The organism is Telluria sp. ZB4P34 (assembly GCF_059686055.1).
Map to the genome: position 1 here is coordinate 24322 of NZ_JCASIF010000010.1, position 14086 is coordinate 38407.

The window sequence follows — 14086 nt, forward strand, 5'->3', positions numbered from 1 at the left end:
GGCTGCCGCCTGTCACGAGGCCGGATAGGTATAGGTCGAGCCGATCCCCAGCGGAATGTCCAACGCCCAGAACCCGAGCAGGAACGAGGTCCAGAGCACCAGCATCGCGACCGAATATGGCAGCATCAGGGCGATCAGGGTGCCGATGCCGGTCGACTGCACGTATTTGCGGCAGAACACGATAATCAGTGGGAAGTAAGGCAGCAGCGGCGTGATGATGTTGGTCGAGGAATCGCCCACCCGGTAAGCGGCCTGGGTGAAGTCTGGCGACACGCCGAGCTCCATCAGCATCGGCACCATGACCGAGCCGATCAGCGCCCATTTCGCGGACGCCGAGCCGACGAACAGGTTGACCGTCGCCGTCAGGAGAACGATGCCTGCCAGGGTGACGCCCATTGGGAACGCCATTTCCTTCAGCCACAAGGCGCCCTTGATCGCCAGCAGCGCACCCAGGTTGGACTGCCCGAACGCAAAGATGAATTGTGCGCAGAAAAAGGCCATGACCACGTAGTAACCCATGCCGCTCATGGCATGGCTCATCCCCTTGACGATGTCGCGGTGGTTCTTCGCCGTGCCGGCGACGTAGCCGTACACCACGCCCGGAATCAGGAAGAAGATGAAGATGAGCGGAACGATGGATTGCATCAGGGGCGCCGAGGCGTGCGTGATCTGGCGCGTGTCCGGCGCCCGCCATGCCGAGCCTTCCGGCACGATCGACAGGACCAGCAAGGCCAGGCTGGCGACCATCGCGATGCCGGCCCAGCGCAATCCCTTCAGCTCATTGGGCTGCAAGGCATCCATCTTGGGCAAGTCTTTCGGATCGGCGTCGATGGCCGCCGTTTTCTTCAGGCGCGGCTCGATGAGCTTGTCGGTCAAGAACCAGCCGACCGACACTACCAGGAACAGCGATGCCGTCGTGAAGTAGAAATTATTGAGGGGATTGATGACGATCGAGGCCGCGGCAGGGTCGGACGAGAGCCGCGCGGCGACCTGGGTCAGGCCGGACAGCAGCGGGTCGAGGCTGGACGGCAGGAAGAAGGTGGCCGAGAAGCCGCCGGACACGCCGAAGAAGGCGGCCGCGATGCCTGCCAGCGGATGGCGCCCTGCAGCATAGAAGATGACGGCCCCCAGCGGGATCACCAGCACATAGCCCGCATCGACGGCGATGTGGCTCAGCACGCCGACAGCAACCAGCACCGGCGTCAGCATCAGCTTCGGCGTGATTGACAGGATCTTGCGCAGGCCGGCGTTGATGAAGCCGGTGTACTCCGCCACGCCCAGTCCCAGCATCGCTACCAGAACCACGCCCAGCGGTGGAAAGGTGACGAAGGTGTTGACCATGCGCGAGGTGAAGTCGGTCAGGGCGGTGGGCGCCAGCAGGTTCTTGACCTGGATCGCCTGGCCCGACCTGGGGTCGACCTCATTGAACACCATGCCGGACATGGCCCAGGACACGAGCCCGACCACGGCCAGCAGCAGGGCGAACAGGATCGCGGGGTCGGGCAGTTTGTTGCCGACCACTTCGATCACGTTCAGGATGCGGTTGAGTGCGCCGGTTTTCACGGCAGGAGTTTGCGTTTGTTCAGGCATTGCTTACCCTTGTGTTCAACGATGTGAATGATGTTGTAGAAACTTCAGCCGGCGACGCGCCGGAGCACGAACTCCGCGCGCGGCTTGTCATGCCGGTTCAGGCGGTAAGTCAGCACCTTGCCATCCTCGCTGAGGCTGACGGTCCAGACATTGGTCTCGGCGCCGGGCACGAGCCTGGCGGTGTAGTCATCCGCAAGGAAAGACTGCGCGCGCGCCGACCCGCCATCCTTTGCCATGCCGCCGTACATGGTGACCCTGTCCGGCGTGCCGTCCGGGTGGCGATGGTCGTGCCGCAGCTCCAGTCCGGCAGCCGGACGGGTGAAGATCCAGGTGCGCGAGCGGTCTTCGCCGACCCGCACCGGCATGCGCACGCCGTCTGCCGTACAGACGACTTCGGTCGATATCTTCTTGTTGGCGAATTCGCTCTTGGGGTCGATCGCATACGACAGCCCTCCTTCGAAGTGCTGGCCACACATGCCCTGGAGCGTGGCCATGAACTGGTCGCGCGCGTCCGGCGGCGGCGCGGTGGCGCAAGCGGCAAGCAGGCCGGCAAGCGCGAGCGTGGAAAACATGGACTTCGTCATGACGATCACCAGTGAAACAAAGCTCAAGAGTAGCACAGCAGCTCGACAGTAAATTCCATGTCCCGGAGCAGACGCTGCTGCATCAAATGCGGTTCACCAAATCTCAACAGTCGGTTCAACTCCACAGCCGAAGCATATATGAACCGCTGTTGTGCAATATTAAACGGTTCAACGATGGACAAACCTGTTCAAAGCACCTAAATTGAACATTGAACATCGGTTCACCCAACTCAAGGAGCTCAACATGAAAAAAATGGTACTTGGCGCAGCGCTGGTCTTTTCCCTGTCCGCAGCACATGCCGCAGACATCGTGGACACGGCAAAATCGGCAGGCAGCTTCAACACCCTGATCGCGGCCGTGCAGGCGGCTGGACTGGTCGACACGCTCAAGGGCCCGGGCCCGTTCACCGTGTTCGCCCCGACGGACGAAGCCTTCGCGAAGATCCCGAAGGCCAAGCTGGACGCCCTGCTGAAGGACAAGGCAGCCCTGACCAAGGTGCTGACCTACCACGTGGTGCCTGGCAAGGTCATGGCCGCCGACGTCAAGCCGGGCGCGGTCAAGACCGTGGAAGGCAGCAGCCTGATGGTCAGCGCCAAGGGCGGTACGGTCTCCGTGGACAAGGCCAAGGTCGTCAAGACCGACGTGGCAGCCGACAACGGCGTCATCCATGTTATCGATTCGGTGATCATGCCGAAATAAGCGCCGTACAAGCCTCCCCCAGGCGGATGCCGGCCAGCGACGCTGGCCGGCATTTTTATTGGCGCTGTCAACGCTATGTATGGATGAGAGAGGAACTGCTGAGCCAATCCGCTGTCGAACACCAGTCACGACAGACGGGAAACGAGCATGCGATCGCCTCAGTTCACGAAGTGGTTTGCCAACCTCCCTGCGCTGAATGTCCCCCAGCGCCTCAAGACGCTCGCGGCCCTGCAACCGGCCGCCGGGCTCGACCAGGTAGTCTCGCTCATCACCGAAATCGGCGCGGCAGCGCGGCGCTGCCCAAGTTGCGCCTGTGACCGATACCACCGGCACGGCCAGGCCAACGGCCTGCAGCGCTACCGCTGCCGCGCCTGCGGCCGCACGTTCAACGACTTAAGCGGTACGCCGCTGGCACGGCTGCGGCTGCGCGACAAATGGCTGGATTACCTGGGCGCCATGCTCGAATCGAAGTCGGTGCGGGCAAGCGCCCGCCAGGTCGGGGTGCACCGCAACACGGCATTTCGCTGGCGCCACCGTTTCCTGCAGCGGCCCAGGGACGACCAGCCGCGGCAGCTCAGTGGCATCGTCGAGGCCGATGAAATGTTCTTGCTGGAATCACAGAAGGGCTCGCGCAAGCTGGACCGGCCAGCGCGAAAACGCGGCGGCAAGGCGGGCAGGCGCGGCATTTCACGCGAGCTCGACTGCATACTGGTGGCGCGCGACCGTAGCGGACAGACCGTCGACGCTGTAACGGGCCGCGGCGCGCTGACGGCGCCGCAACTGGAGCGCCACCTGCTGCCCAGGCTGGATCGGCAAGTGCTCCTGGTAAGCGACGCGCATGCGGCGTACCGCAGCTTCGCCCGTAAGCACGGCATCGCGCACGAGGCGGTCAACCTGCGTGCCGGCGTGCGGGTTCGACGGGGCGCTGCCGGCGCCATCCACGTGCAGAACGTGAACAGCTACCACCAGCGCTTCCGGCAATGGCTGAGCCGGTTTCGGGGCGTGGCCTCGCGTTACCTGCCCAACTACCTGGGCTGGCGCCGGGCGCTCGATGGCAACCGGGTAAGTACCGCGGAGCAACTGCTGCGTATTGCGATCCGGGTCATCAATATATATCGCTGACAGCGCCTTTTTATTGCCAGCCGCAGCGATGCGATAATGCCGCATCGACCACTCACCGCGGAGAAGCCATGCCCCATATCGCCGGTATCGACCACGTCCAGGTCGCCATTCCGCCAGGCGCGGATGACGCGGCGCGCGCCTTCTATGGCGGCGTGCTCGGCCTTGCCGAGATCCCCAAGCCCGCGCCGCTGAACGCCTCGGGCGGCGCCTGGTTCGTGACCGGCGCCACCCAGCTGCACATCGGCGGCCAGGCTGGTTTCGTGCCGGCCACGAAAGCCCATCCAGCCTTCATCGTCGAGGATTTCGAGGACTATTGCGCCCTGCTGCGCGAGCGCGGCGTCACAGTACGCGAAGAAGTCCAGGTCGGCGGCCGGCGTCGCGCCGGCATCGAGGACCCGTTCGGCAACCGCATCGAGCTGATCCAGGCAGCCGGGGCGGCGAACGGCTGATCCTGCCGGCAGCCGCGCCTCGCGCTTGCATCCCGGCAGCCGGCCGGACATGGCAGTCGGGTGAAATAAAATCACGCCATGTCGCCCTCGGGCCCAGCACCCTATAGAATACTGCGCATGGAATATCCAATCGATGCTCAGGTAAGCAGTTTCACCGAGCTCCTGCTCGACGCGGTCTGCGTGGTCGATGCCAGCGGCAAGTTCCTGTTCGTCAGCGCCGCCTGCGAGCGCATCTTTGCTTACACCCAGCAGGAAATGGTGGGCCGAACGGTGGCCGACCTGGTCTTCCCTGCCGACCGCGAGCGTACCCTGGCCGCCGCCCAGGCGGTCATGAACGGCCAGCCCCACATTCATTTCGAAAACCGCTACCTGCGAAAGGACGGCGGCATCGTCCACCTCATGTGGTCGGCGCGCTGGTCGGAAGCGGATCAGGTGCGGGTGGCGGTCGCCCGCGACATCACCGAGCTGAAGCAGGCGGAGGCCATGCAGGCAGCCCTGTATGCGCTATCCGAAGCAGCCCATGCGAACGACGACCTGCCGGGCCTGTTCCGGCGCAGCCACCAGATCATCGGCGGCCTGCTGTCCGCGGCCGGGTGCGCAGTCGCGCTATCCGATGGTCCGGACGGCGCGCTGCGCGTTGCCTACCGGGCCGGCGATCCGGTGCTCGACACGCCCATGCAACAGCTGTGCGAAGACGTCCTGGCCAGGCAGAAGCCATTGCTGCTGGCGCCCACGAAGGACGCGGATGGTCCGGCGCCGGCGCCGGGCGTGTGCATGCTGGGCGTTCCACTGCTGGCCACGGAGGGCAAGCTGGGCGTGCTTGTCCTGCACAGCGGCAGCGAAGGCGCCGCATACCGCGGCCAGGATCGCAGCCTCTTGATGTTCGTGGCCAACCAGCTTGCCGCCGCCATCCAGCGCAAGCAGCTGCTGGCCCGCCTGCACCACATGGCGATGCACGACGAACTCACGCGGCTTCCCAACCGGCGCCTGTTCCACGATCGGCTCGGCTCGGCGCTCGCACGCGCCCAGCGCCAGCATACCCGGCTGGCGCTGCTGTTCATCGACCTGGACCGCTTCAAGCAGGTCAACGACCGGCATGGCCACCTGGCCGGCGACCGCCTGCTGCAAGAGGTCGCGCGCCGCATCGGCGCCTGCGTGCGCGGCAGCGACACGCTGGCGCGGCTGGGCGGCGACGAGTTCGTGATCTTGATGGAGAATCTCGTCTTGCCCGCGGACACGGCGCCCCTGGTGCACAAGATCGGCCTGGCGCTGTCCGCGCCCTTCGAGCTCGGTGACGGCCTGGTACTGGCGGCGTCGGCCAGCATCGGCGTCGCCTGCTATCCCGAACACGGCCACAGCATCCAGCAGCTGATGTGGCGTGCAGACCAAGACATGTACGAAGCCAAGCAATCCGCGTTCGGCACGCCCGAAACAACGGCCGCTCCCGGCTGAGCCCGCGCGACATCAGCCCGGCGCCGCATCGACGGCCAGGCGCGCCGCTCCCCTCAGGATGCCGATGGCGCGAAGATTGCCTGCAGGTCGTCCGCACCTATGGCGGGCGACAGGCCTCCTTCGGCATCCAGCAAAGCCTGCGCCAGTTCGCCCTTGCGCCGCTGCATGTCCTGGATTTTTTCCTCGAGCGTACCGTGGGCGATCAGTTTATTGACGAACACCGGCTGCTCCTGGCCGATGCGCCAGGCACGGTCGGTGGCCTGGTTTTCGCTGGCCGGGTGCCACCATGGATCGTAGTGGATGACCGTATCGGCCGCGGTCAGATTGAGCCCGACGCCGCCTGCCTTCAGGCTGATCAGGAATACCGGGGCTTGTCCCTGCTGGAAGGCGGCGACTGGCGCAGCGCGATCTTCCGTTTCGCCGGCGAGCAACACGAACTCGACGGCACGTGCGCGTAATTCTTCCGCGATCAAGGCCAGCATGCTGGTCAATTGCGAGAACACCAGGACGGCCACGACATGCTTGCAGCCTCCGCCCCCCACACTGGACAACTGCAGTCGCTGTCGAAGCGCATGCCATGGCGGTCTGCCTCGACATGGATCGTCTGCTCGTAGACTTTGCCATGACTGCCTTCGACTTCGCCAGTCATCATATTGTCGAAGAAGTCGACATCGACGACCATGCCTTGGCGTGCATCGCGCTCGCCACGCGAAAACGTAGCGGGGTCGAACTGGCGGGTAATATCCTCGAGCGCGTAGCGCATGATAAGTCAGGCGAGAATGCAGGAACAGCATGCATTCTCGCCGATGCGCGCGACCGCGTTGCCGGCGCGGACAAACCGCCGGCTACGCGATCGCGACGCGGACAGGCTTACCAGAAGATCACGCGGTCCTTCGGCTCCAGGTACATCTTGTCGCCCGGCTTGACCTCGAAGGCTTCGTAGAAGCCCGGGTGGTTGCGCAGGCTGCCGTTGACGCGGTATTCCGACGGCGAGTGCGGGTCGGACTTCACCTGCGAGATCAGCGCCGCGTCGCGCGCCTTGCCCTTGCGCGCCTGCGACAGGCCCATGAACAGGCGCTGTTCGGCGGTGAAGCCGTCGATGGTCGGACCCGGCTTGCCCTTGAGGTAGATCTTGTAGGCGCGGCTGGCCATGATGGCGCCGGCGTTGTCGGCGATGTTCTCGCCCAGGGTCAGCTCGCCGTTCAGGTTGTAGCCCGGCAGCGGGCTGTAGCCGGCGTACTGCGCCACCAGCACCTTGCCGCGCGCCGCGAACTGCTTTGCGTCTTCCTCGGTCCACCAGTTGCGCAGGTTGCCGTCGCCGTCGTACTGCGAACCCTTGTCGTCGAAGGCGTGGCTGATCTCGTGGCCGATCGAGATGCCGACCGAGCCGTAGTTCACCGCCGGTTCGGCGTTGGCGTCGTACAGCGGGTACTGCAGGCGCGCGGCCGGGAACACGACCTCGTTCAGGGTCGGGCTGTAGTAGGCATTGACGGTTTGCGGCGACATGCTCCACACGCTGCGGTCGACCGGCTTGCCGAGGCGGCCAGTCACGTAGTCATGGCCGAATTCGCGCGAGCGCATCACGTTGCCCACCAGGTCGCCACGCACGACCGTCAGCCTGGAATAATCGCGCCACTTGTCCGGGTAGCCGATCTTGACGTTGATCTTGGAAAGCTTGATCTGCGCCTGCTTCCTGGTTTCCGGCGACATCCACTCGAGCTGCTCGATGCCCTCGCCGAAGGCGGTGATGAAGTTCTTCGCCATGTCCAGCACCTGCTGCTTGCGCTCCGGCGGGAAATGCTGGGCCACGTAGGCCTTGCCCACCACTTCGCTCAGGTTGCGGTTGATCTCGGCGATCGCCAGCTTGTCGATCGGGCGGTTGGCGGTGGCGCCGCCCAGCACCGCGCCGCGGAAGGCGAAGCTCTCGTCCACGAAGGGCTTCGACAGGTAGGGCGCATAGGCGCTCAGCAGGCGAAATTCGAAGTAAGGCTGCCAGGTATCCATCGGGGTGGAAGCGACCAGCTTGTCCAGGGCCGCCATGTAGCTCGGCTGGCTGACGATGATCTCATTGGCCTTGCCCGCCACGCCCACACCCTTCAGGTAGACGTCCCAGTCGATGCCCGGCGCCAGCTTGCGCAGCCCGGCCACGCTCATCTTGTTGTAGCGCTTGACCGGATCGCGGTTCTCGACCGCGCTCCACTGCGCGCGCGCGATCTCGGTTTCCAGCGCGACGATGCGGGCCGCCTTGGCCTCGGCGTCCTGGTGGCCTGCCAGCGCCAGCATCTTGCCGACGTGTTGCTGGTACTTGTTGCGGGTGTCCTTCAGGCGCGCTTCGTCCTGCAGGTAGTAATCGCGGCTGGGCATGCCCAGGCCGGATTGCGAAACGCTCACGATGTAGCGGGTCGAATCCCTGTTGTCCTGGCCGACGCCCATGCCGAAGGGCGCGCCCGCGCCGATGCGCTCGAAGCGGGCCATCAGCGCAGCCATGTCGCGCTTGTCCTTGATGGCCCTGATGCGCTCCAGTTCGCCCTTCAGGGGCGCCAGGCCGAGCTCATTGCGGCGCTTCTCGTCGACGTAGCTGTTGTAGAAATCGCCCATCTTTTGCGCTTCCGAGCCGGCCCTGGCGTTCTTCTGGCTTGCTGCTTCGCCGATGATGGCGCTGACCTGCTGCTCGACGCGCTCCTGGGCGATGCTGAAGGCGCTCCAGCTGGAACGGTCCGACGGGATGTCGACGTCCTTCAGCCATTTGCCCTGGGTGTAGCGGAAGAAGTCGTCCTGTGCGCGCACGCTGGTGTCCATGGCCGCGACGTCGATGCCGGAGGCCGCGCCTGCCACCGCCGCCGACGGCGCCGGGGCCGCGGGGGCCGCTTCATATGCGCCCGCTTGGGACGCTACCACGAACAGGCCCGCGATCAGGGTGCTGCACAGCTTACGATTCATGTCTCTCTCCAGGATTGTTGGTATTGGGAACCGAACGATCCTAATCCAACTGAAGGAGGGATGCCAAGGTCATTTTTGTATGCATGTTGTTTCAGGACGCCCGTCAATACAGGCCTCCTGCGTGTCGGCCTTACTTGCCGCGCACCACCTGCAGCTTCACCTTCTTGCCCTGGCGGTAGGTGTACAGGGTCATCGCGGCGTCGCGCAGGTCGCCCTTGGGATCGAAGGCGATGCTGCCGGTAACGCCTTCATGGCGGATGGCTGCCAGCGCCGGCAGGAAGCGCGCCGGTTCGGTCGACCCGGCCTTTTGCATCGCGCCGGCGAACACCATCACCGCGTCGTAGGCATAGGGCGCGTAGGTCTCGACCGGCGTGCCGTAGCGCTGGCGGAAGCGCTCGGTGAAGGCATGGAAGGCGGCTTCCTGGGCGCCGGTGACGCCGCCCGCGACCGCGCAGAACACCTTGTCGTCGCCCAGCGCGTCGCCGGCCAGCAGCGGCAGCTTTTCCGAGCAGACGCCGTCGCCGGCCACCAACCTGGCCTGCACGCCGAGGGTCTTCATCTGCTTGAGCATGGGGCCCGCCACCGCGTCCATGCCGCCGTAGAAGACCAGGTCCGGCCGCTGGGAGCGGATCTGGGTCAGGATGGCGCTGAAGTCGGTCGCCTTGTCGTGCGTGAACTGGCGGCTGACGATGGTGGCGCCGCCGCTGCTGCGCACTTCGCGCATGAACTGGTCGGCCAGGCCCTGGCCGAAGGCGGTGCGGTCGTCGATCACGGCGATGCGTTTTGCCTTGAGCGCGCCGAGGGCATGGCGCGCCAGCGTACGCCCGATCAGCTTGTCGTTGGCCACTACCCGGAAGGCGGTCTTGTAGCCCTGGCTGGTGTACACCGGCGTCGTGGCGGCCGGGGAAATCTGCGGGATGCCGGCGCTGGCGTAGATTTTTGAAGCCGGCACGGTCGGTCCGGAATTCAGGTGGCCCACCACGGCGGCCACGCGGGCATCGACCAGCTTCTGGGCCACCACCATTCCCGTCTTGGGATCGCTGGCATCGTCCTCCGGCTGCAGCACCCATTTGATCTTGCGGCCGCCGATCGCGATGCCCCTGGCGTTCAGGTCATCGATCGCCATGCGGGCGCCGTTCTCGATGTCCTTGCCCTGGTGGGCGCCGGGTCCGGACAGTGGGGAGGCGGTGCCGATCCGGACTTCGGTCTGGGCGCCGGCCGGCGCGGCGGCGAGCAAGAGGCAGGACAAGACGGCAGCGGCAGAACGCATGGCACCCTTTCTCGGTTGGATGCCTTCGATTGTACTGCCGTGCCGGCGTGGAACCAACCGCCATGCGTGCGCACGGCAGGGCGGCGTCGGGGCGTCGGTGCGCCGGGGTTCCGGAAGCGGCGATATACTGGATTCATAGCCTGATCGACATGCAAGAATGCATGCCGATGCCGCGCCATATTTTGTTTCCGGTGCGCTATTAATCACTGGCGCTTGCGGACGACACCAACAATTCACTACTGACAGGGGGTAGCATGCCAACAACCTGGATTCTTTCGGCCAATAACGGCCGCGCAAGGTTCTTCGCCGAGTCCGGCTCGGCCGAACCGCTACAGGAAATCGAAGACATGATCAACTCCGCGGCCCAGCTGCGCACGGTCGATACGGAGACTGACCGGCTCGGGCCACGCGCCGCCGGCGACAGCCGGCACAGCGTCGGCGGCCACCAGCCCGCCGGCTTTCAGCATAATGCCCAGGCCGGCGCGCCAACCAGCATGTACCAGCCGGCACAAACGCCGGACCAGCATGCAGCCGACCTGTTCGCACGGGACGTTGCGGCCTATCTGCTGAAGGCGCAGAACGACGGCCGCTACCAGCAGCTGCTGATCTCCGCTTCGCCGGATTTTCTGGGCGTACTGCGGACCAAGCTTGATCCCGCGGTCCAGAAGCTGGTCAAGGCCGAGTACAACAAGGACTATACCCATTCGGGGCCGCAGCAGCTGCGGGAGCAGCTGAAAGCCCACCAGGCCAAGACCGCCGAGTAGGCTTGCCCTGGAGTCGATTGCGTCCTGAACGCCAGCTGCGGCTGGCGTTTCTTATTCAGCGATCCATTGCATACTGCAATCCGGCCTGTTCCGCACAAATCCGGTTGCGCCCACTCTGCTTGGCCACGTAGAGCATGGCGTCCGCCTGCAGGAACAGTTCGTTCTCGCTGCGGTATTCGGGATAGCCGGCCACGCCGCCGCTGAAGGAGAAATGGCGCAGGTCGCCGGGAGCGACCTCGAAGGGAATTGCGCAGAAGGCCTGGCGCAGCGCGTCGAGCCGGCGCCTGCCCTGCTCCAGGTCGCAATCCCAGAACACCATGACGAATTCCTCGCCGCCGAAGCGGCTGAGCAGGTCCCATTCGCCCATCTGCGGCGCCAGCGTCAACGACAGGCGCTTGATGACGATGTCGCCGAAGTAGTGCCCCCAGGTGTCGTTGATGGTTTTGAACTTGTCGATGTCGATCACGCCCAGGGCCAGCGGGCATCCCTCCTGGGCGGCGCGGCGGATCAGGTCCTGCGCCTTCCTCTGCAGGCCGACCTTGTTGAGCAGGCCGGTGGCCCGGTCCTTGCCGATCAGGTCCTTGTTGATGCGGATCTTGTTGGCGCGGCTGACCAGCTGGGCTTCCAGCAGTCCCGGCTCGCCCGTCGCCAGTACGGTGTCGAAGCCGTCCGCCAGCGCGCGCCGCGTGAGTGCCGCATCCGGGCGGCATTGCAGCAGCGCGGTCTCGCGCACCGGGTCGGCTTCGATATTCTTCTGCAGCACGCGGACGATGGCGCCGGTGCGTCCATATTCGTGATCGGTGACCAGCACCAGGTCGGGCCGCAGCTCCTTGACGCGCAGGTGCAGGGTCTGCCCGTCACGGTGGCGAATGACTTCGACGCGGCGCTGCAGCAGCGCCGCCTCGTCCAGCCCCGGCACGTCGCCGAGCACCACCAAGCGCACCAGGTCGCCGCGCTTCTTTTGTACGAACAGGTTGAACAGCTTGTCGACGAACACGTCGTTGGCGATCGGCTTTTCGGCATAGGCCAGGCAATTGCTGTCGACCAGGCGCTGTTGCAGGAGGAAACGGCTGCCCTGGCGCGCGCTCTGCAGGTAGACGTAGCTGTGGTCGGCAGGGAGGCGCTGCAGCAGTTCGCCCAGCATCAGGGTGCGGCGGCCCTCCGGCATGTCGGCCTGCATATTGTGCAGGGCGTCGAGGTCGATCACGTAGAGGTTGTCGCCGCCGTCGCTGGCCACTGCCTCCACGAAGCGCGACACGTCGTCGAAGAACAGGATGTCGAAGTCGTACTTGTGGGCGTGCAGGAGCAGTTCGTCCCGGTTGTCCTTGATGAAGAAGCTCTGGGATAACAGCAGAACATGGTTCCTGTACAGCGGTACGGCTTGCATCATGTTTCCTCGACTTGCTGGCTGATCTGCATACCGGTGCCTCGCGGCGCTGCGAGCCGGCCTACGTCCTGCGTCCTGCGTCCCTCAAAATTATTGCAGGAATGATCATTGTGTCCTCGTCCGCAGCAAAAGGCAACGTTGTTTGTGGACAACTAGTTGTCGATGGCCTCGCTCCGCCTTGGATGATTTGAATAGGCGAGTTTGATGTACCACAAACGGGCGTGCATTTAGGTTGCCGTGCGCCAGTCGCTCGGGGTGGCATTGCTGCGCACGGGCGGCCTCGACAAGCCGAAGGGGTGTTTCCGCGATTCGCTGGCGCGCACGCCCAGCAACGGCTGGGCACTGCGCGGCCTGGTCGAGGTCTACCGGAAGCGCGGCGACACGGCCGCCTTGTCGGCGGCGCAGAAGCGCTTCGCCACCACCTTGCTGGGCGAACCGGACGGTCCCGCGCTCACGCGCCTGTAGCAGCTTGTTACAGTAGCGTCCTTTGTCGGCGCCGGCGGCACTGCTATAGTGGATGCGTGCGACAGAAGCGTCACGCCGTCTGTCCAGCCCTGAGAACGCTGACCTGTGGTCGGCGTTTTTGCTTTGGGGCCGGCTTGCTTAGCTGCTAATTTAACTGCTAATTTAACTGCTAATAATTTCCTGTCATTTCAGCTGTTTCAGCTCCCGTGATGCCGGTGTGTCGACGCTGCTGCCTGCATCCGCTAGCATTGCATGGCCGCCTTTCGACGCGGCTGGGGATCGATCTTGTTTCCGACCTTGTTGAGCGCTTTACTCCAGGCGCGCCGCTTAGGGCGCGCCGCCCTGCCTTGCCTGGCAGCGCTGGCCACATGGCCCGGCGTGGCCGCGGCCGTGCCGTCGCCGGCCTACGGTGCCGAGCAGCTGGGCACCCTGATCAATGCCTACCGGATGGCGCCGGGCAGTTGTGCCGGACGCACGGCCGCGCCGGCGAACGCCTTGGCGCCGCACCCGGCGCTGGCCGGGGTACGCATCGGCCCCGCCACTTTCATCGAGTCCGCGCTCGAGCGTGCCGGCTATGCCTCCGACCTGGCCGCATCGGTCAGCGTGAGCGGCCCGGAAACGCCGGAGGACGCGATGGCGGTGCTACAGGAAAAATATTGCGGGACCCTGCTCGACCCGCGCTTTGCGGCCGTGGGCAGTTATCGCAACGGCAAGGAATGGACCGTGATCCTGGCCCGTCCAGCTCCACCGCTGCCTTCCGACACCTTCCCCGACTGGCACGAGGCGGGCAAGGCGATCCTGGCGGGCGTGAATGCAGCGCGCGCCAGCGCGCGCAGCTGCGGCAGCCAGCAGTTCGCGCCGGCGCCGCCGGTGAGCTGGAATCCCAGGCTGGGCGAGGCCGCGCTGGCCCATAGCCGGGACATGGCGGCGCGGCGCTACTTCAGCCACCGGGCCAAGGACGGCAGCCAGCCGGCCGACCGCGCCGCGCGGGCCGGCTACGCCTGGCAGCGGGTCGGCGAAAACATCGCCTTCGGCCAGAGCTCGCCTGACGAAGCCATGGCCGGCTGGCTCGACAGCCCTGGGCACTGCGCCAACATCATGAACCCGAGCTTCACCGAGATGGGCGCGGCCTACGGTGTCGCCGCGGAAAAGCGCAGCGGCATCGTGTACTGGACTCAGGTATTCGGCAAGCCCCGCTGAACCGGCCCCTGGCGCTCATGCGGTAGAGGCCCTGTCCCTCGGGGGGCGGACTTCTGTCCAGGTCCCGCCTGTCCCTTGCCTGTCCCGCCGCTATGTGTCCAGAAGGGCAAACCGGACGCGCATCGGCGCGCGCTTTGGATAGACTGGTCGGCAACGTGACAGG

Annotated in this window: 13 protein-coding genes and 1 pseudogene; 7 read left to right on the forward strand and 7 right to left on the reverse strand. The window is 65.2% G+C overall.

All coding sequences use genetic code 11. The annotated features are described in order from the left end of the window. Nucleotides 1-12 precede the first annotated feature (12 nt). Together AC56KL_RS16305 and AC56KL_RS16310 are read right to left on the reverse strand one after the other, a co-directional pair. Nucleotides 13-1563 (reverse strand): AbgT family transporter, encoded by a 1551-nt coding sequence (locus AC56KL_RS16305; RefSeq protein ID WP_497181214.1) that lies wholly within the window; start codon nt 1561-1563, stop codon nt 13-15. A gap of 71 nt (nt 1564-1634) precedes the next feature. After that, the gene (locus tag AC56KL_RS16310; protein WP_497181215.1) at nt 1635-2174 is read right to left on the reverse strand and encodes a hypothetical protein; all 540 of its coding nucleotides are present in this window, start codon (nt 2172-2174) and stop codon (nt 1635-1637) included. Nucleotides 2175-2418: 244 nt separating this feature from the next. Between AC56KL_RS16310 and AC56KL_RS16315 the strand changes: the two genes are divergently transcribed. The 4 genes from AC56KL_RS16315 to AC56KL_RS16330 all read left to right on the forward strand — a co-directional run bounded on the left by AC56KL_RS16315 (nt 2419) and on the right by AC56KL_RS16330 (nt 5897). Further along, nucleotides 2419-2874, forward strand: a complete 456-nt coding sequence (locus AC56KL_RS16315) for a fasciclin domain-containing protein (RefSeq protein ID WP_497181216.1) — start codon at nt 2419-2421, stop codon at nt 2872-2874. A 147-nt stretch (nt 2875-3021) separates the two neighbouring features. Then, complete coding sequence (locus tag AC56KL_RS16320; RefSeq protein ID WP_497181217.1) at nt 3022-3996, forward strand: IS1595 family transposase; 975 nt, start codon at nt 3022-3024, stop codon at nt 3994-3996. Between the two features lie 68 nt (nt 3997-4064). Next, nucleotides 4065-4445, forward strand: coding sequence for a VOC family protein (locus AC56KL_RS16325; protein WP_497181218.1), 381 nt, complete (start codon nt 4065-4067; stop codon nt 4443-4445). A gap of 117 nt (nt 4446-4562) precedes the next feature. After that, nucleotides 4563-5897 carry a diguanylate cyclase domain-containing protein gene (locus tag AC56KL_RS16330; RefSeq protein ID WP_497181219.1) on the forward strand — a complete coding sequence of 445 codons (1335 nt, stop codon included), beginning with the start codon at nt 4563-4565 and terminating at the stop codon, nt 5895-5897. A gap of 53 nt (nt 5898-5950) precedes the next feature. Here the strand turns inward: AC56KL_RS16330 and AC56KL_RS16335 are convergent. The 4 genes and pseudogenes from AC56KL_RS16335 to AC56KL_RS16350 all read right to left on the reverse strand — a co-directional run. Continuing rightward, nucleotides 5951-6406: pseudogene (locus AC56KL_RS16335) on the reverse strand (DEAD/DEAH box helicase); the annotation flags it as partial. Further along, complete coding sequence (locus AC56KL_RS16340) at nt 6385-6660, reverse strand: SWIM zinc finger family protein (RefSeq protein WP_497181220.1); 276 nt, start codon at nt 6658-6660, stop codon at nt 6385-6387. The gene AC56KL_RS16340 and the pseudogene AC56KL_RS16335, both read right to left, overlap by 22 nt. Nucleotides 6661-6767: 107 nt before the next feature. After that, nucleotides 6768-8837 carry a M13 family metallopeptidase gene (locus AC56KL_RS16345; RefSeq protein WP_497181221.1) on the reverse strand — a complete coding sequence of 690 codons (2070 nt, stop codon included), beginning with the start codon at nt 8835-8837 and terminating at the stop codon, nt 6768-6770. A 130-nt stretch (nt 8838-8967) separates the two neighbouring features. Continuing rightward, the gene (locus tag AC56KL_RS16350) at nt 8968-10107 is read right to left on the reverse strand and encodes a branched-chain amino acid ABC transporter substrate-binding protein (RefSeq protein WP_497181222.1); all 1140 of its coding nucleotides are present in this window, start codon (nt 10105-10107) and stop codon (nt 8968-8970) included. 254 nt (nt 10108-10361) lie between these two features. Here AC56KL_RS16350 and AC56KL_RS16355 point away from each other — a divergent pair, with 254 nt between their 5' ends. Continuing rightward, entirely contained in the window at nt 10362-10871 is a 510-nt protein-coding gene (locus tag AC56KL_RS16355; protein ID WP_497181223.1) for a host attachment protein, read from the forward strand. 55 nt (nt 10872-10926) lie between these two features. Here the strand turns inward: AC56KL_RS16355 and AC56KL_RS16360 are convergent, their stop codons facing one another. After that, a complete protein-coding gene (locus tag AC56KL_RS16360; protein ID WP_497181224.1) occupies nt 10927-12258 on the reverse strand; it encodes a GGDEF domain-containing protein in 1332 nt (443 codons plus the stop codon). Nucleotides 12259-12495: 237 nt separating this feature from the next. Here AC56KL_RS16360 and AC56KL_RS16365 point away from each other — a divergent pair, with 237 nt between their 5' ends. Next, a complete protein-coding gene (locus AC56KL_RS16365) occupies nt 12496-12723 on the forward strand; it encodes a tetratricopeptide repeat protein (RefSeq protein WP_497181225.1) in 228 nt (75 codons plus the stop codon). A gap of 300 nt (nt 12724-13023) precedes the next feature. Then, nucleotides 13024-13923, forward strand: coding sequence for a CAP domain-containing protein (locus AC56KL_RS16370; protein ID WP_497181226.1), 900 nt, complete (start codon nt 13024-13026; stop codon nt 13921-13923). Nucleotides 13924-14086 lie beyond the last annotated feature (163 nt).